At 74.0% G+C, this 17,501-nt stretch carries 17 protein-coding genes; 7 read left to right on the top strand and 10 right to left on the bottom strand.

The features are described 5' to 3' along the window. Positions 1–152 precede the first annotated feature (152 nt). Positions 153–590: a hypothetical protein gene (locus ACFV6D_RS16325; protein ID WP_380560229.1), complete on the top strand. Its 438-nt coding sequence runs from the start codon at positions 153–155 to the stop codon at positions 588–590. A gap of 100 nt (positions 591–690) precedes the next feature. Here ACFV6D_RS16325 and ACFV6D_RS16320 read toward each other — a convergent pair whose 3' ends face one another. The 3 genes from ACFV6D_RS16320 to ACFV6D_RS16310 all read right to left on the bottom strand — a co-directional run bounded on the left by ACFV6D_RS16320 (position 691) and on the right by ACFV6D_RS16310 (position 2,955). After that, on the bottom strand, positions 691–1,104 hold the full coding sequence (locus tag ACFV6D_RS16320; protein ID WP_380371570.1) for an NTP pyrophosphohydrolase: 414 nt from the start codon (positions 1,102–1,104) through the stop codon (positions 691–693). 113 nt (positions 1,105–1,217) lie between these two features. Next, positions 1,218–1,628: a PPOX class F420-dependent oxidoreductase gene (locus tag ACFV6D_RS16315; protein ID WP_380344840.1), complete on the bottom strand. Its 411-nt coding sequence runs from the start codon at positions 1,626–1,628 to the stop codon at positions 1,218–1,220. A gap of 25 nt (positions 1,629–1,653) precedes the next feature. Then, the gene (locus ACFV6D_RS16310) at positions 1,654–2,955 is read right to left on the bottom strand and encodes a D-alanyl-D-alanine carboxypeptidase family protein (protein WP_380560256.1); all 1,302 of its coding nucleotides are present in this window, start codon (positions 2,953–2,955) and stop codon (positions 1,654–1,656) included. 212 nt (positions 2,956–3,167) lie between these two features. On the opposite strand from ACFV6D_RS16310, the gene ACFV6D_RS16305 reads away from it, so the two are divergent. Continuing rightward, entirely contained in the window at positions 3,168–3,365 is a 198-nt protein-coding gene (locus ACFV6D_RS16305; RefSeq protein ID WP_363373336.1) for a hypothetical protein, read from the top strand. A 31-nt stretch (positions 3,366–3,396) separates the two neighbouring features. Here the strand turns inward: ACFV6D_RS16305 and ACFV6D_RS16300 are convergent, their stop codons facing one another. Beyond that, a complete protein-coding gene (locus ACFV6D_RS16300; RefSeq protein WP_380560227.1) occupies positions 3,397–4,188 on the bottom strand; it encodes a TetR/AcrR family transcriptional regulator in 792 nt (263 codons plus the stop codon). Positions 4,189–4,270: 82 nt separating this feature from the next. On the opposite strand from ACFV6D_RS16300, the gene ACFV6D_RS16295 reads away from it, so the two are divergent. From ACFV6D_RS16295 to ACFV6D_RS16285, 3 genes are all read left to right on the top strand, one after another. After that, a complete protein-coding gene (locus tag ACFV6D_RS16295; RefSeq protein WP_380371564.1) occupies positions 4,271–5,122 on the top strand; it encodes a siderophore-interacting protein in 852 nt (283 codons plus the stop codon). Positions 5,123–5,710: 588 nt separating this feature from the next. Then, on the top strand, positions 5,711–9,061 hold the full coding sequence (locus ACFV6D_RS16290) for a S8 family serine peptidase (protein WP_380560225.1): 3,351 nt from the start codon (positions 5,711–5,713) through the stop codon (positions 9,059–9,061). A 157-nt stretch (positions 9,062–9,218) separates the two neighbouring features. After that, positions 9,219–10,187, top strand: a complete 969-nt coding sequence (locus ACFV6D_RS16285; protein ID WP_380560223.1) for an alpha/beta fold hydrolase — start codon at positions 9,219–9,221, stop codon at positions 10,185–10,187. 63 nt (positions 10,188–10,250) lie between these two features. On the opposite strand, the gene ACFV6D_RS16280 is transcribed toward ACFV6D_RS16285, so the two are convergent. The 4 genes from ACFV6D_RS16280 to ACFV6D_RS16265 form a co-directional block, all read right to left on the bottom strand. Then, the gene (locus ACFV6D_RS16280) at positions 10,251–10,451 is read right to left on the bottom strand and encodes a hypothetical protein (RefSeq protein ID WP_063346158.1); all 201 of its coding nucleotides are present in this window, start codon (positions 10,449–10,451) and stop codon (positions 10,251–10,253) included. A gap of 118 nt (positions 10,452–10,569) precedes the next feature. Further along, positions 10,570–11,151, bottom strand: coding sequence for a TetR/AcrR family transcriptional regulator (locus ACFV6D_RS16275; RefSeq protein ID WP_380560221.1), 582 nt, complete (start codon positions 11,149–11,151; stop codon positions 10,570–10,572). A gap of 139 nt (positions 11,152–11,290) precedes the next feature. Beyond that, on the bottom strand, positions 11,291–12,682 hold the full coding sequence (locus ACFV6D_RS16270; protein WP_380424006.1) for an amidase: 1,392 nt from the start codon (positions 12,680–12,682) through the stop codon (positions 11,291–11,293). Further along, on the bottom strand, positions 12,669–12,947 hold the full coding sequence (locus ACFV6D_RS16265) for a hypothetical protein (protein WP_380424007.1): 279 nt from the start codon (positions 12,945–12,947) through the stop codon (positions 12,669–12,671). Before ACFV6D_RS16265 ends, ACFV6D_RS16270 begins: the two co-directional genes overlap by 14 nt. A 129-nt stretch (positions 12,948–13,076) precedes the next feature. On the opposite strand from ACFV6D_RS16265, the gene ACFV6D_RS16260 reads away from it, so the two are divergent. Beyond that, entirely contained in the window at positions 13,077–13,979 is a 903-nt protein-coding gene (locus ACFV6D_RS16260; protein WP_380424008.1) for an MBL fold metallo-hydrolase, read from the top strand. A gap of 425 nt (positions 13,980–14,404) precedes the next feature. Next, positions 14,405–15,130, top strand: coding sequence for a DUF4328 domain-containing protein (locus ACFV6D_RS16255; protein ID WP_380424009.1), 726 nt, complete (start codon positions 14,405–14,407; stop codon positions 15,128–15,130). A gap of 41 nt (positions 15,131–15,171) precedes the next feature. On the opposite strand, the gene ACFV6D_RS16250 is transcribed toward ACFV6D_RS16255, so the two are convergent. Both ACFV6D_RS16250 and ACFV6D_RS16245 read right to left on the bottom strand, forming a co-directional pair. Further along, positions 15,172–16,602, bottom strand: coding sequence for a VWA domain-containing protein (locus ACFV6D_RS16250; RefSeq protein ID WP_380424010.1), 1,431 nt, complete (start codon positions 16,600–16,602; stop codon positions 15,172–15,174). Next, positions 16,599–17,471: an AAA family ATPase gene (locus ACFV6D_RS16245; protein WP_380371543.1), complete on the bottom strand. Its 873-nt coding sequence runs from the start codon at positions 17,469–17,471 to the stop codon at positions 16,599–16,601. Before ACFV6D_RS16245 ends, ACFV6D_RS16250 begins: the two co-directional genes overlap by 4 nt. Positions 17,472–17,501 lie beyond the last annotated feature (30 nt).

Here is a 17,501-nt window from a genome sequence, read left to right as displayed (position 1 = left end):
GCTCCGCGGGAGCAGGCCCGGGGCGCCGGCAAACCCCCCCCTTTAGAAAAAATCTGATCAAAACAAACCATCGGTGTCCCGAACCCCCCCCCCGCGCCCGGCCGCGCTTCGACGGGCGCCCGCACGGATGGTCAACGCAGCGGGGAGTAGCGATGACACGTACGGGGAAGCGGATGCTGGCCGCAAGCGCGGCCGCGCTGGCGGGGGTACTGGCGGTCGCCGGGACGGCCTCGGCGCAGCCGGGCCCGGCTGCGGTCCAGAGCGGTATGGGGACGGGGGAGATCCTGCCGTACCCGGGGGAGACGGGCCTGATCTGGATCCCGGACTGGATCGGCGACGGCGGCGCGGTGACGGCCTCCGTCAACCCCTCGCAGCCCTTCACCGTCACGGTGGGCTGCCAGGGCGGCGGCTCGGTCCAGGTCCACGTCGCCGGCCTGGCGCCGGCCGACTTCACGGTCCAGTGCCCGGTCGGCGCGACCGGCACCGGCTCGGTGGAGATCCCCGCCCGGCCCGGCCGGGACCTCCTGTTCACGGTGACCGCCTCCGACCAGACGATCCACTGGGGCATGTACGCCACCCAGGCGGACTGACCCCGCCGCGCCCCGGAACGGGTCCCGTTCGGTCCTGCCGCGCGCGCGACGGGACTGAACGGGACCGAACGGAGCTGAACGGGACTGAACGGGACCGGTCCTAACGCCGCACGCTGCGCGGCCCGGTGACCGCCGCGCCCAGCGCGCCGACCCGGGCCCGCAGTTCGCGGTCGGCGGTGACGACCAGGCAGTCCCGGTCCGGCTGTTCGGCCCTGGCCGCCCGGACCAGCTCGACGATCCGGTCGTCACCGCTGCCGGCCGCCGCGACCACCCGCACCTCGGGCAGTCCGTCCACGCCCCGGGCCGCGCCCTCCACGACCAGCACCACCTCCAGCGGCCCGGGCCGCTCCGGCAGGCCCTGCCCGGCGACGGCGACCAGCGCGTCCCGCAGCCGCTCGGCGGCGCCCCGCCGATCCCGCCACCATCCGTCGGGCACCGACCCGACCACGTTGGCCCCGTCCACCACCAGCAGCGGCAGCCCGCCCCGGGTCCCGATCGCGTCCCTGTCCTCCATGGCCTCTCCCACGCCCTTCCTCGTCACGCCTTTCCCAGGGCCGGCCCGGCGAGTGACCGGGCCGGCGGGGCCGCCGGGCGAACCCACCGGGGCCCCGTCAGCCGGGTGGTGCGTCAGGTGAGGGTGATCCGGATGCCGACGGTGCCGCGCTCGCCGCGGCGCAGGCGGCTGCCGAGCAGGGTGAGCACACCGAGCAGGCCGTACTTCTGGCGCAGCAGGGTGCGGTAGGCGGCGGTGCGTTCGGGGCCGAGGATCTCGGCGGTGGCGGGGTACTGCTCGCCGGTCGGCCGGCCCTTGACGTCGCAGGGGCCCACCAGGACGTCCGCGCGGTTGCGGATCCGCTTGACCTTCCAGGAGTCGGCGACGGTCCAGACGCCGAGCGCCTCGCCGTCGCGCACCACCCACACGGGGGTCGGCACGGTGGTGCCGTCCTTCTTGTAGGTGGTGACGAGCAGGTAGCTCCCGGAGGAGAGGCTGACGATCCGGGCGAGCCGGTCGGAGGGAACGGGGTCGGGCGTGGTCATGGCCGGAAGTCTAGGGCGTGCCTGATCATTCCCGCGGGGCGCGCGGCAGGGCGTGCCTGACCAGGGCCCGGGCCCGGCGGGCCAGCCCGTGGTGGCGGTGCCCGCCGAGGGCGGTGGCGCCCGGGTCGGGGAGCGCGGCCGGGTCGGCGGCGAGTGCGGCGCGGCGGCGGGCGGCGGTGCGCGCGGCGGCCCACAGGGCGAGGACGGCGCCGAGTGCGATGGCCGTCCAGGCGGCCGGGGCGAGGCCGGGGTCGTTGCCCCGGACGGCCTGCGGGTGCGCCTGGCCGGCGGTGGCGGTGGCGGCGGGGGCGGCGGACGAGGCGGCGCCGGCCCGGCCGGTGATGGTGGCCGGGTGGGCGGCGGCGGTGTCCTCCACCAGTTGCCCGACCGGCTGGACCTTGTCGGCCGCCGCGAAGCCCCAGTCGAGCAGCTCGGCCGCCTCGTCGTAGACCCGGGTCTGGGTGTCGGGGTGCATCACCGTCACCAGCAGGGTGCGGCCGCCGCGCTGGGCGGCGCCGGTGAAGGTGGCGCCCGCGTTGGTGGTGTAGCCGTTCTTGACGCCGATCAGGCCCTGGTACTTGCCGAGCAGCCGGTCGGTGTTGGCGATGTCGAAGCTGGTGCGCTGCCCGGTGAGCTTGTCGAGTCCGCCGGGGAAGTGCGCGGTGCGGGTGGAGCAGTAGGAGCGGAAGTCGGCGTTGCGCAGCCCGGCGCGGGCGAAGAGGGTGAGGTCGTAGGCGGAGGAGACCTGGCCGTCCATGTCGTAGCCGTCGGGGGAGACCACCTTGGTGTCGCGGGCCTGCAGGGCCTGGGCGCGGGCCTGCATCTCGGCGACGGTCTGCTGGAGGCCGCCGTTCATGTGCGCGAGGACGTGGACGGCGTCGTTGCCGGAGCTGAGGAAGACGCCCCGCCAGAGGTCCTCGACGCGGTACGGCAGGTCCTCCTTGACGCCGACGAGGCTGCTGCCGGCGCCGACGTTGGCCAGTTCGGCCGTGGTGACCTTGTGCTCCGTCGTGCGGTCGAACTTGGGCAGCACGGTGTCCGCGAAGAGCATCTTCAGGGTGCTGGCCGGGGGGAGCTGGAGGTGGGCGTTGTGGGCCGCGAGGACCTCGCCGGTGCCGGCGTCGGCGATGAGCCAGGACCGCCCGGTCAACGTGGGCGGCAGCGCGGGCGCCCCGGCCAGCGGAGCGACCTGGACGGTGGACTGGCCGAGCCGTTCGCCGCCGATCGCGCCGGCGGCGTCCTGCCCGGGGGCGGTCGGGGCGCCGGCGGCGAGCATCAGGGTGGACACCGCGGCGGCCGCCGCCACTCTGCTGACATGCTGTGGCATCTGCTGCACACGGCGAACGTACCCGGGGCGCCGCCGGGCCGCCGCGCCTGCTGCTCCGTCCGGATCCCGGGCGGTACGGCGGTACGGCGGTCCGGATCCCGGGCGGCACGGCGCCGGGACGGCCGGGGGATGGCGCCGGGACGACTTTGGTCATCCCCGGGTCGCGCCGAAAGTCGGATTCCCGGGCGCGGGGAGCTGCCTAGGCTCGGGGTATGAAGACGCTGCTCGGCTATCTCGGTTTCGTGCTGATCCTCGGCGGCGGGTCCGGCCTGGCGGCGGACTGGCTGGGGGGCTTCCGGCTGTTCGGCTTCGTCCGTTTCCTGGTTCCGGACGGCCATGAGACCGCCGGGTACGCCACTCTGCTGGTGCTCGGCATCCTGCTGGCGATCCCGGCGGCCCGCCGGGGCTGATCAGCGGCTCAACCAGCGGCCCGATCGGCGCTCAGTCCGCAGCCCGATCAAAGCCCTGATCAGCCCCCGCCCCCGAGGCCGCCACGCCGTCGAGCAGGACGGCGAGCCCGGTGCGGAAGGCCGCCCGGTCGCGGTCCTGCGGCGTGCCGTCGCCGGCGCCCTGGAGGGCGGTGAGCAGGGGGAAGCGTTCGGTGAAGTCCGGTGCCAGTTCGGCGAGTCGGGCGGATCGGGTGGTCCACCAGTCCTCGTCGGCGATGCCGGTCGCGGCGGCGGCGCCGCGCGATTCGGCGGCCACGGCGGCCGTGCCGCGGACGAACTGCCAGAGCGCCGCGACGACGCCGTGCAGCCGCGCGGGTGCGAGGGCGGCCGGTTGCAGGGCGCGCAACAGGCCTTCCATGGCGGCGAGTTCGGCCGGTCCGAGCACCGGGCGGGCCTGCGAGACCTGGAGGATCCAGGGGTGGCGCAGGTAGCAGGCGTGCAGTTCCTCGGCCCAGGCGGTGACGGCGGGTCGCCAGCCGTCCAAGTCTGCGACGTCCAGCCGTAGTTCGCCGAGTGCCCGGTCGTGCATCAGGTCGAGGAGTTCGGCCTTGCCCGGGACGTAGGTGTAGAGGGCCATGGCGGTGCGGCCGAGCCGTTCGCCGACGGCGCGCATCGAGAGCGCGGCCATGCCGTCCGCGTCGGCGACCGCGATGCCGGCGGAGACGATCGTGTCGACGCTGAGGCCCGGTTTGGGGCCGCTGCGCCCGGTGTGCGGTTGCGGTGGCGTGCCCCAGAGCAGGGACAGGGACCGGTGGGCGTCGCCCTGTCCGGCGTAGACGACCATGCAGCAACTCCTTATGGCGTAAAGTATCCTCGGCCGCGACAACTCTTTATGCCGTAAGGTTATCAACCGAAGGGGTTTTTCGATGACACTGCCCGTCACCTTCGTCGAGGTCGTCGAGGTCCGCCGGATCACGCCGCGCACCGCCCGGGTCACCTTCGAGGCCGAGGCCCTGGCGGACTCCGTGGGCGCGGCGCCCGACCAGCAGGTGAAGCTGTGCTTCCCCCGCCCCGGCCAGGCGGTGCCCGAACTGCCCGCGCAGAGCGACGACCCGATGAGCTGGTACCAGGCGTACCTGGCGATCCCCGAGGCCCGGCGCCCGCTGCTGCGCAGCTTCACCCTCCGGCGCCGCCGGCCCGGCACCCGCCTGGTCGAGATCGACTTCGTGCTGCACGGCGACACCGGCCCGGCCGCCGCCTGGGCGGAGCGCGCGGAGCCCGGGCAGCGGCTCGGGATGGTCGGCCCCTCGGCGCTGTACGCCCCGCCGGTCCCGCTCGCCGAGGCCGCCGCCGCTGCCGACTGGGTGCTGCTGGCGGGGGACGAGTCGGCACTGCCGGCGATCGCGACGCTGGTCGAGGCGCTGCCCGCCGGGGTGCGGGCCCTCGCGTTCGTCGAGGTCGCGGACGAGGCCGAGCGGCAGCCACTGGAGAGCCGCGCCGAGCTGGCCGTGCACTGGCTGGCCCGGGGCGGGGCGGCCCCCGGGGTCGTGCTGGCCGGGGCCGTGCGGTCCGCCGAGCTGCCGGCCGGCACGCCGTTCGCCTGGCTCGCGGGGGAGGCGGGCGCGGTGCGGGCGCTGCGCCGCCACCTGGTGGCGGAGCGCGGCGTGCCGAAGCCGTCGATCGACTTCACCGGGTACTGGCGCCACCGGCTGACCCAGGACGACGCGCCCACCGCCGAGGATCTGGCGGACGCCCAGGAGCGAATGGCCGCGGGCTGATCGGGTGCTGATCGCTCGGTGGCCGGGGGATTCCGGCCACCGGGCGGCGGTGTGACCGCCCGCCCGTTCTGTCATGTCCGGTTTCAGAGTGGGTCCGGGGGGAAGGGTGTGTGGCGGTGCTGACGGTGTGTCCCAGGTGGCGGTGGTCCGCCACTGTCCAGAGTTCGCCACCGATTTTTTCCGACCGGGATCGGACAGTTCCGACCGGGTCTGGTCAGCGAAAAGGGGCGGACATGGCCCGATTTCTGCCGTGAATTTTACTTTCTGATGGTCTTTTTTACTTTCTAATGGGGATTTCCCCCCTTGTCGTGGTCGTGTCGGATGCGCTGGAATGCGACCGCTGTCGGGACGCGCGGTCCGGAGCAACCACGCGTCCGACCTGGATCCGCGTACGCCGGGCCGCGCAACCTGACGTCTCATCAGACGAAAGGATGTCCATTGATCGGCTGGCGGAAATCCCAGCTAGCGGCTGCCGTCACGGTCACCGCCGCGTCCATGGTCCTGACCTTCGGGTCCAGTGCCAACGCAGCTCCGCTCCCGGACCCGCAGAACGCCCCCGTGGCGTCCGCGGACGGGACCCCGGTGCCGGTGATCGTGATTCTCAAGGACCAGATAGCGGACGCCCCGGCCGACAGCGGCCACCTCGGCGCCCGTCAGCAGAAGGCCGCGAACGCCCAGGCGCCGCTGCTGGACAAGGTCAAGGCCAACGGCGGCACCGACATCAAGAGCTTCGTGGTCGGGAACGCGTTCTCGGCCACGGTGAGCCCCGCGCTGCGTGCCGCGCTGCTGGCCGACCCGGCCGTCGCCTCGGTCGTCGCGGACGAGCAGGTCACCGTCACGCCGCCGGCCGCCGGCAAGGCCGCGGCCGCGAAGGACGCCGCGGACACCAAGGCCGGCGCCAAGTCGGCCAAGGCCGCCGCTCCGCAGGCCGTTTCGGGCAGCAACGGCCAGGGCGCCGAGCAGAACGCGACCAACACGATCTGCCCGTCCGACCCGTCCCAGCCGCTGCTGGAGCCGGAGGGCCTCTACTCGACGCACGCCGTCGGCGCCGACGGCAAGCCCGGTGCGGCCGACCTGGCCACCGGCAAGGGCGTCAAGGTCGCCTACATCGCGGACGGCCTCGACCCGAACAACCCGGACTTCATCCGGGCCGACGGCTCGCACGCGGTCGTCGACTACCAGGACTTCGCGGGCGACGGCGTGAACGCGCCGACCGGTGGCGCGGAGGCCTTCGGCGACGCCTCGGCGGTCATCGCCCAGGGCCGCCAGGTCTACGACGTCTCGAAGTTCGTGAACGCCTCGCGCGGTCTGCCGGCCGGCTGCAACATCCGCATCCGCGGCCTCGCCCCGGACGCCTCGCTGGTCGCCCTGCGGGCCGGCGGCGAGATCATGTCGAACTCGTCGATCCTGCAGTCCATCGACTACGCGGTCTCGGTCGCCAAGGTCGACGTGCTGAACGAGTCCTTCGGCGGCAACGTCACCCCGGACAGCGGCGCGCACGACACCATCTCGCTCTTCAACGACCAGGCCGTCAAGGCCGGTGTCACCGTCTCCGTCTCCACCGGCGACGCGGGCATCAGCGGCACCATCGGCACCCCGGCCACCGACCCGAACGTGATCGCGGTCGGCGCCTCCACGGACAACCAGAACTACCAGCAGACCGGCTACGCGGCCGCCCAGTTCTCCAACAAGACCTGGAGCAACAACCGCATCTCCGCGCTCTCCTCGGGCGGCTTCACCCAGGCCGGCCGCACGGTCGACCTGGTCGCGCCGGGCGAGTCGGACTGGGCGCTCTGCTCGCCCGACACCAGCAAGTACACCGACTGCACCGGCTTCAGCGGCCAGGGTTCGCCGATCCAGTCGTTCGGCGGCACCAGCCAGGCCGCGCCGTTCGTCACCGGCGCCGCGGCCCTGGTCATCCAGGCCTACCGCGACACCCACAACGGCCAGTCGCCCGCCCCGGCGCTGGTGAAGAAGTTCATCACCGGCACCGCCCAGGACCTCGGCGTCCCGGCCGAGGAGCAGGGCGCCGGCCTGCTGAACGTCCGCGCCGCCGTCGAGGCCGCCCGCGGCTACCACGCCGGCTCCGGCGCGTCGGACAGCAAGACCGTCGTCGTCACCACCGGTCAGGTCGACATCGCCGGCAACCCCGGCTCGACCCACACCGCCGACGTGACCGTCACCAACACCAGCTCCGCCCCGCAGACGGTCAGCGGCGCGACCCGCACCTTCGTGCCGCAGTCGAGCAACCAGCAGACCGTCCAGCTGGACACGGCCTCCACCGACACCTTCAAGTACGCCACCAACGGCGCCACCTGGGTGCAGAAGCAGGTCAAGTTCACCGTCCCGGCCGGCGCCGACCGCCTCGCGGCGTCGATCGCCTGGCAGGGTGCGGCCAGCCCGGTCACCAACGGCTCCGTGGTCCGCATGACGCTGCTCGACCCGTCGGGCCGCTTCGAGACCAACACCCGTCCGCAGGGCGGCGCCACCCCGGCCGACTTCGGCCTGGTGGACGTCCCGCACCCGGTGGCCGGCGAGTGGACCGCCGTCCTGTACACCCCGGCGGGCAAGGCCGGCTACAACGGCGCGGTCCAGCTGGGCACCGCCACCCAGCGCGCGGTGCCGGCCGGCGCCGTCAGCCCGAGCGTCGCGGACCTGAAGCCGGGTGAGACCAAGACCCTCAAGGTCCAGCTCACCACCCCGGGCACCAGTGGCGACTCCAGCCAGGCGATCACCGTCGCCAGCTCCAACGGCACCGCCACCAGCGTTCCGGTCGTGCTGCGCAGCCTCGTCCCGGTCAACCAGGGCAAGGGCACCTTCACCGGCACCATCACCGGTGGCAACGGCCGCAACGCCTCGCCGACGCAGAGCTTCGCGTACGCCTTCGACGTCCCGAAGGGCCAGAAGGACCTGCGGGTCGGCGTCACCGTCGCCAAGGATCCGAAGCTGCTCATGCAGGGCGCGCTGATCAGCCCGAACGGCACCCCGATCGACATCGAGGGCAACGGCCTGCTCGACGCGCAGGGCAACCTGACCGGCACCACCGCCGGCGTCTCGGCCACCACCGTCAACCCGGCCGCCGGCCGCTGGCGGTTCGTCCTGAACGTGCTCGGCCCGGTCAGCGGCCAGGAGCTCGCCCAGGACTTCACCGGCACCGTCGCGTTCAACCAGAACGTCGCCACCGCCGCCGGCCTGCCGAACGACCCGCACGCCAAGCTGGCGGCCGGCAAGCCGGTCACCGTCCAGGTGAACTACACCAACAACACCGTCGCCACCCAGAAGATCTCGGCCGACGGCCGCCTGGACCGCCGCACCGACCTCCCGCTGGTGCCGCAGGGCGCCTCCGCGACGGTCACCCTGCCGCTGAGCCTCACCTCCGCGGTGCCGTCCTTCCTCGTCCCGCCGGGCACCGACCAGCTGAAGGCGGTGGCGGCCTCCTCGACGCCGGCCCACCTGGAGCTGTCCGGCACCACCGGCTCGCCGGACCTCTTCGGCGACCTGAAGAAGGCCCAGGACGGTTCGACCATCTCGGTCGTGACCGACAACGGCAGCGTGTCGCAGCCGGTCCTCCCCGGCGTGTGGGGCACCTTCCTGCAGCAGGTCGGCCCGTTCGGCACCGCCGGCGCCCCGGCCGGCACCGCCACCATCACCGCGACCGCGCACACCCAGGCGTTCGACCCGGCGCTGACCTCCAGCACCGGTGACCCGTACGCCCTGGCGGTCAACGCCTCGGCCCCGGCCGCCAACCCGGTGACCGTCCCGTCGGGCGGCAAGGGCTCGCTCCAGGTGACCGTCACTCCGACCGGTCCGAAGGGCAGCACCGTCCACGGCGTGCTGTACCTGGTGTCCGCCCCCAGCTCGGTGGCGACCGCCAACAACACCCTGGGCACCACCGGTTCGGTGCTCGCGGCGATCCCGTACAGCTACACGGTGAACTGACCTTCCATCACCGCGCCGAGGCCGTCCCGGAGTTCCGGGGCGGCCTCGGTCGTTTCCCGGGGTCGGTGGGAATACCCCGCGCTCCCGGCGGTGTTGTGCCGGGCGGGACCGGGGCGAAGCGGATGCGCCGGCCCTTCCACCGGACTGGGAGCGGGACTTGAACGACGCGATCAAGCACAGCCACGTCGAGGTGAACGGCGTCCGTCTGCACGTCGCGGAACAGGGCGAGGGCCCGCTGGTCCTGCTGCTGCACGGCTTCCCCGAGAGCTGGCACTCCTGGCGCCACCAGTTCGCCCCGCTCGCCGCGGCCGGCTACCGGGTCGTCGCCCCCGACCAGCGCGGCTACGCCCGCAGCGAGCAGCCCGAGCGGGTGGACGCGTACTCCCTGCTGCACCTGGTCGGCGACGTCACGGCGCTGATCGGCGCGCTCGGCGAGGAGCGGGCCGTCGTGGTCGGGCACGACTGGGGCGCGCCGGTCGCCTGGGCCACCGCCGCGCTGCGGCCGGACCTGGTGCGCGGGGTCGCCGGGCTGAGCGTGCCGCCGCTGGCCGGCGGGCCGCGGCCGCTGCGGGAGTCCCGGGAGAACTTCGGCGAGGGCTTCTACCAGATCTACTTCCAGGAGCCGGGCCGCGCCGACGCCGAACTGGCGGCCGACGTGAAGTCCAGCTTCCGCCGCATCCTGGGCGGTGGCCTGCTCCGCGAGGGGAAGCCGCAGCCGTGGGTCGTCCCGGAGGGCAAGGCCCTGCTGGACACCATCCCGGAGCCGGCGCAGCTGCCGGCCTGGCTCACCGAGGCGGACATCGACGCCCTCGCGGCCGACTACGCCCTGCACGGCGAGCACGCCTTCACCGGCGGGCTCAACTGGTACCGGAACATCGACCGCAACGCCGAACTGATGGCCGCCTTCGACGGCGTGACGATCGACGTGCCGGCGCTGTACGTGGCCGGCGAACAGGACATGGTGAACGCGCTCGTCCCGCCGGCGGTGCTGGCCCACCTGCTGAGCCGGGTGCCCAAGCTGCACCGCCACGTCCGGCTGCCGGACACCGGGCACTGGACGCAGCAGGAGCGCCCGGCGGAGGTCAACGAGGCGCTGCTCGACTTCCTCAAGCACCTGGACGCCTGACGCCCGCCCGGCTCCGGCCCGGGTGCCGGGTCGGAGCCGGGTGGCGGAGGTCCGGCGGCGCGATCAGTGGTGGTGGTGGCTGCCCATGGGGTGGTCGCAGGCGCGGCACCTCCGGATGAAGAGGAGGCTCAGGCCGACGGTGACCACCGCACCGAGCGCCACCCCGGTACCCCGCACCGTCTTGCGGGCCGCGTTGCCGCCGATCGAGCCGGTGCACCGCGAACAGTTCTGGCATCCGGTCCGGACCGGGATCTTCTTCCCCACGACGCTTCCTCCCAGGCGAGGTCCCGACCACCGGCCGGGCTCGTGAACGTCCCGCAGCAGCTTATAACTTGAGCTGCCCGTTCATGACTTGAGCTGCCCGTCCTCGCCCGGCGAACGATCATCCGCTCGACGGACCGGCCCCGTACGGGTCGAGGAGTTCGGCCACGAGTCGGCGTGCGTACGCGGGGTCGAGGCCGGCCGGGCGGAAGAGGATGCGGTACATCAGGGGGGCGACGACGCCGTCCATGACCGTCTCGACGGCGGGGGTGTCCTCCCCGCGGCCGCCCGCCCGGCTCAGCACGGCGTCGACCTGTTCGGCCGCGTAGTCCGAGCACTGGCCGGCGTTGCCGCCGTCCGGGTCGCCGAGCAGGGCGTCGCGGATGTAGGCGCGGCCCGAGGGGGAGGCCATCTCGTCGAGGAACTGCTCGGCCCAGGCCGTCAGGTCGGACCGCAGGTCGCCGAGGTCCTCCGGTGCCGTGTCGGGCCGCAGGCGCTCCACGGCGACGTCGGACAGCAGTTCCTGGAGGTCGCCCCAGCGGCGGTAGACCGTCGACGGGGTGACGCCCGCGCGCTGCGCGACCAGCGGCACCGTCAGCGCGTCGCGGCCCACCTCGGCGAGGAGTTCACGCACAGCGGTGTGCACCGATGCCTGGACCCGGGCGCTGCGCCCGCCGGGGCGCACCATCTGTTTGCGACTCATGATAAACACCTTAAAGCACAATCCTTGCGTTTACGGGTGCCGGGGTGCCGGGGTGCCGGGGTGCCGGGGTGCCGGGGCGCTCGCCTCGGAGCCGGGCCGGGCCGGGCCGGCGCCGTCCGGCCCGGCCCGCCTGCTGTTCTCAGACCGCCGGCGCGAGCGCCCGCGCGGGCTGCGTCCGCTCGTAGGCGTGGCCGACCCGCAGCAGCGTGCGCTCCCCGAGCGGCCGGCCGAGCAGCTGCATGCCGATCGGCAGGCCCGCCGCGTCCCGGCCGACCGGGACGGACAGGGCGGGCACCCCGGTGATGTTGGCGGGGGCGGACAGGCGCACATAGGCGTCGGGGACGCCCTCGACCGTGCCGTCGGGCCAGGTGACGGTCTCCTGGTCGGCCCGTACCGCGGTGACCGGGACGGTCGGGGCGGCGATCACGTCGACCTCCTCCAGCATCCGGGCCCACTCCCGCCGCATGAGCGTCCGGGAGCGCTGGGCGCGCAGGTAGTCCCCGGCGGTCATCAGCTCGCCGGCCTCCAGCAGGACGCGGACGTCCGCCTGGTACAGCTCGGGCACCGCCCGCAGGGAGTGCTCGTGGTAGGCGGCGGCCTCCGGCGCCACCAGCCCCCACAGGGTCGCCTGGAGGTAGCGGGTCATCGGGATGTCGACGTCGACGAGCCGTGCGCCGAGTGCCTCCAGGTGCCCGATGGCGCGCCGGACGGCGGCCTCCACCTCCGCGTCGACGTGGTCGAAGTAGTAGCTGCGCGGCACGCCGACGCGCAGCCCCGCCAGGTCCGTGCCCGCGCCCGGCCGGTGGTCCACGGCGGGGGCGGCCAGCGAGGCGGGGTCGCGCGGGTCGTGCCCGGCGAGGGCGTCCAGGACGAGGGCCGTGTCCTCGACGGTCCGGGCGATCGGGCCGACGTGGTCCAGCGACCAGGACAGGGACGTGACGCCGTGGCGGGGGACGAGGCCGTAGGTCGGTTTGAGGCCGACGACCCCGTTGAGCGCGGCGGGCACCCGGATCGAGCCGCCGGTGTCGGTGCCCAGCGCGAAGGTCGCGGCGCCCGCGGCGACGGCGACGGCGGATCCGCCGCTGGAGCCGCCGGCGACCCGCTCGCGGTCCCAGGCGTTGCCGGTCTGCGGGGTGGTCAGGCCGTAGGCGAACTCGTGGGTGTGCGTCTTGCCGACCAGGATCGCGCCGGCCGCGGCCAGGCGGGCGGCGACCGTGCTGTCGGTCTGCGCGCGGTGGTCGGCGCGGACCCGGGAACTGGCCGTGGTGGCGAGCCCGGCGACGTCGATCAGGTCCTTGAGCCCCATCGGGACTCCGTGCAGCGGCCCCCGGTGCAGGCCGCGCGCCGCTTCGTGCTCGGCCTCGCGGGCCGCCCGGCGCGCCCGCTCCGCGGTGACCGCGACGTAGGCGCCGAGGTGCGGTTCCACCTGCTCGATGCGGTCGAGGACCGAGTCCACCAGTTCGACGGGGGACAGTCGCCGGGCCCGGATCTCCTCCGCGGCGGCGGCGAGGGAGAGTTCATGCGGCTGCATCGTGCTCCTCCTCTTCCGTGGAGTGGGGGCTTTCCGCGCGGTAGGCGCTGGCGGGCGGGGTGTCCCCGAAGTCCAGCTCCCGCAGGACGGCGACGACGGAGAGCAGTTGGTTGGCGGTGGCCGCGACCGCGTCGTGGCGGTCGGCGGGCAGGGGGAGCCCGGCCCGGGCGGCCCAGCGGGCGGCCTCGGGCGGCGTGAGGTCGGTGGCGGGTGGCGTGAGGTCGGTGGTGGGTGGTTCGCCTGAGGGGCGTTCGGCGGAGGACATGGGCGTTCTCTCCTGATCGGGGCTGGCGCGAGATGGCACCCGCAGCAAAAGCTAACCGTTTGCGTTAGCCAGACTGTAGGTCCTACGATGGCTTAACGCAAACGGATTGCGTTTACGGGAGGAGTCCCCATGTCCAGCGCCACGTCCGACGCCCCCGCCCCCGTCTGGACGGTGGGCGGCGTCACCGTCCACCGCATCGACGAGACCCTCCTGCCACCCGCGACCGGGCCCTGGCTGCTGCCCGAGGCCACCCCCGAGGTGGTGACCGGCCACGACTGGTTGCACCCCCACTTCGCCGACCGCGAGGGCGTCCTGCACCTCGACAGCCACAGCTTCGCGTTCACCGTGGGCGGGCTGCGCGTCCTCGTCGACACCGGCATAGGCAACGGCAAGGAGCGGGCCAACCCGGCCTGGCGCCACCTGCGGACCGACTACCTGGAGCGCCTCACCGCCGCCGGCTTCCCCCCGGACTCCGTCGACCTGGTGATCCTCACCCACCTGCACGCCGACCACGTCGGCTGGAACACCCGGGAGGTGAACGGCGATTGGGTCCCCACCTTCCCCCACGCCCGCTACCTCACCTCCCGCGCCGAGCGGGAGTTCTGGGCCGGGTACGACCTGGAGGAGGCGCGCAGGCAGATGTTCCTCGACTCCGTGATCCCGGTCGAGCGGGCCGGGTTGCTGGACCTCGTCGACGTCCCGGCCGAGGGTGTCGAGATCGCCCCGGGCCTGCGCCTGATCCCCACCCCCGGTCACACCCCCGGCCACGTCGCCGTCGAACTGACCAGCCGGGGCGAGGCGGCGCTGATCACCGGTGACTGCATCCACCACCCGGTCCAGCTCGCCCACCCCGCCATCGGCGCCTGCGTCGACATCGACCCGCGGCAGTCCGAGGCCTCGCGCCGCAAGCTCCTCGGCTCCCTCGCCGACACGGACACCCTGCTGCTCGGCACCCACTTCGCGCCGCCCACCGCCGGCCGCGTGCTCACGGACGGGGACGCCTACCGGCTGCTGCCCGTCCCCTCGGCCTGACGCCGCGTTCGACCTCCCCGGGACGCTCGCACCCCTTCACCAGTCCTGCGCCCGGGGCCCGTCGACCGCACACCCGTCTCGATCGGGACGGGCGCGCGGGGTGGGGGTGGTGAGCCGGAGTCGGTTCCCCGGGGCTCGATTCCCGCGCGATCTGTCGTTTATCTGGCGATACCGCCTCTGAGCTGCGAAATCCTGCTGGCAGCAGACGTCGGTGATCCCCTAGAGTCGGCGCGCCCGCCCCGGTCGGGGCGCTGGCGGCACCGGCGTGCGAGTCCGAGCACGCGGCGATTCCAGGAGTTGACGATCTGATGGTGTGTGTGGCGTGTGGGGCGCGTCCCGCGGGGACCGAGAGCCGACGCTGCTTCGGCTGCGCGGAGGCGGCCCCGGGCTGGGCGGCGGCGCTCCGACCGGCGAACGGCCTTGCCGTGGCGGTCTACGTCCTGCTGGGGTTGAACGCGGTGTTGGCGGCGGCGGCGGTCGTGGCCGACGTCTGGGGCGATGTCCTGTTGGGCCGGTTGGTGGACGGCTCGGGCGACATCGGCCTTGACGAATTCGATGCCCTGGACTCCCTGGCGAACGGGCTGGACAAAGCCGTCATTCCGCTGATGATGGTCACCGCCGTGGTGTTCATCATCTGGTTCTACCGCATCCGCCAGAATGCCGACCTGCTGCTGCCGAACGGGCACCGCCTCGGACGCGGCTGGACCATCGGGGCCTGGGTCACCCCGGTCGTCCTGCTCTGGTTCCCCTGGCAGCTGATGGTGGACTGCTGGCGGGCGAGCGCTCCGCTGGACGCGGAGGGACGGCGTCGCGCGGTGTCGGAGAAGGTCCTGGTCCTGTGGTGGTCCACCTGGATCGGCGCGCTGGTGGTCAACCGGATCGCCAACTCGAAGATGAAGCACGTGGACGTGACGGTGCTCGCCAGCCTGGGGGACTTGCGCGAGACCATTCGGGTGGAGGCCGCCGGCTCGGTGCTGCGCCTGGTCGCGGCCGTCGCGGCGATCGTGGTGGTCCAGCGGCTGACGGCCATGCAGTCGGCGCGCCGGGCCGACATCAACCCGCTGGCCGCCAGGGCCGCGCAGGTGGCGGCCGAGGAGGCCCGGGCGCAGGCGCAGGCGCAGGCGCAGGCCCAGGCTCAGGCCGAGGCGTAGGCCCAGGCTTCGGCCGCCACGGCAACGGACTCGGAAGCTCCCTAGACCGGCAGCAGGCGGGCGATCAGTTCGCCGAGGCGGCGGGCGTTGCGGCAGGAGTGCATCTCCACGACGCCCGCGTAGGCGGCTGCGGCGGAGTCGCCGGTCGGCCAGAGGGCGGGCTGCTCGGGGTTGAGCCAGTGGACCCGCCGGGCCCGGCCGGCGATCCGGCGCAGCGCGTCCAGGTTCGGGTCGCGGTGGTTGTTGCGGGCGTCGCCGAGGATCAGCACGCTGGTGCGCGGGCCGACCGCGTCCAGGTGCCGTTCGGCGAACTCGCCCAGGGCGGAGCCGTAGTCGCTGTTGCCGTGGTGGCCCATCACCTTGGCCTCGGTGAGGATCCGGGCGGCGAGCCGGGCCGGGTCGGCGTCGCCGCGCGCCAGCAGGGCGGTGACCTCGGCGGTGCGGTTCACGAAGGCGAACACCCGTACCTTGCTGAACTGTTCGCTCATCGCCTGCACCAGCAGCATGGTGAAGTCGGCGAATCCGGCCACCGAGCCGGAGACGTCGCACAGCAGTACCAGTTCCGGCCGGGCCGGGCGGCGCAGCCGGTAGGCCGGGCGCAGCGGCACCCCGCCGGTGGACAGCGAGCGGCGCAGGGTGCGGCGCAGGTCGATCTGTCCGCGTGCGGCGCGGCGGCGCCGGGCGGCCAGCCGGGTGGCCAGCTTGCGGGCCAACGGGTGGACGGTGCGGCGCAGTTCGGCGAGCTGGTCGCGGCCGGCGGCGAGGAAGTCGATCCGGTCGGCGGTGGGTGCGACGGCGCGTTCGGCGATCCGCTCGGCGCCGCGCAGTTCGGCGACCCGGCGGCGGGCCTCGGTGGCGACCAGGGCGCGGAAGTCCTGGATGCGGCGGCGGATCTCGTCGGCGAGGACGCGGTCGGACAGGTCCGGGGCGGTGGCCTGCTCGCGCAGGGCGGCGAGGATCCGGGCGAGCAGCGTCTCGGGGGCGAGCCGGCCGAGCGCCTGGTGGGCCGACCAGCCGTCCGAGGCCGGCGTGGCTCCGGCGCCGTACCGGCCCAGGGCCTCCACCACCTCGCCGGCCAGCCGGGCCTGGGCGGCCCGGTCGTCGGCGGCCAGGGCGGCGGCGAGGCGCTCGCGCAGGTCGTCGCGCAGCGGGTCGGGCCGGCCGGGGCGCGGCGGCCGGGGGTCGTCCGGGAGTGCGGGCGGGTCGGCGCGGACGGCCTCGGGGGTGCCGACGCCGAGCGGGAAGAACAGGTCGAACGTGGCGTCGAAGGCGGCCCGTTGGGTGTCCGAGCGCAGCAGCGCGGCGGCCAGGCCGGCCCGCATCTGCTCGCGGTCGGCGAGCCCGAGGACGTCGAGGACGGCGGCCGCGTCGACCGTCTCGGCGGGGCCGATCCGCAGGCCGTGCCCGCGCAGCGCGCGGACCAGGCCGGTGAGCCGGGCGGCGGTGTCGGCCGGCGGTGGGGCGGTGGTCATGCGACGGTGAGCTTCCGCGCGGCCTTCCGGATGTCGTCCTGGTGCTTGAGGATCACCCCGAGGGTCTCTTGGACGACCGCCTCGTCGAGGGTGTCGGCGCCGAGCGCCAGCAGGGTGCGGGCCCAGTCGATGGTCTCGGCGACGGACGGCGCCTTGCGCAGGTCCATCGCGCGCAGCGCGCCGACCACCCGGACCAGCGAGGCGGCCAACGTGTCGTCCAGGCCGGGCACCTTGAGCCGGACGATCTGCCGCTCCAACTCGGCGTCCGGGTAGTCGAGGTGGAGGAAGAGACAGCGTCGGCGCAGCGCCTCGGACAGTTCGCGGGTGGCGTTGGAGGTGAGCAGCACGAAGGGGCGGCGGCTCGCGGCGATGGTGCCGAGTTCGGGCACCGTGACCTGGAAGTCGCTGAGCACCTCCAGCAGCAGGGCCTCCACCTCGACGTCGGCCTTGTCCATCTCGTCGATCAGCAGCACGGTGGGCTCGTCGCCGCGGATGGCGGTGAGCAGCGGGCGGGTGAGCAGGAACTCCTCGCCGAAGATGTCGGTGCGGGCCTCGTCCCAGCCCTCGTCGCGGCCGGCGGTGATCCGCAGCAGCTGCTTGGCGTGGTTCCACTCGTAGAGGGCGCGGGCCTCGTCGATGCCCTCGTAGCACTGGAGCCGGACCAGCCGGGCCCGGCCGACCGCGGCCACCGCCTTGGCGAGTTCGGTCTTGCCGACCCCGGCGGGGCCCTCGACCAGCAGCGGCTTGCCGAGCCGGTCGGCGAGGAAGACGGTGGTGGCCACGGCGGTGGAGGCCAGGTAGCCGGTGGCGGCCAGCTGGTCGGCGGTGTCCGCCACCGATGCGAAGAACCCCGTGCCGTCGCCGCTCATCTGCCCGCCCCGTTCCTGTCCGCCCTGTCC

This window comes from Kitasatospora sp. NPDC059812 (genome assembly GCF_042732075.1).
Classification (GTDB): Bacteria; Actinomycetota; Actinomycetes; order Streptomycetales; family Streptomycetaceae; genus Kitasatospora.
This window is presented reverse-complemented; position numbering and strand designations above follow the sequence as displayed.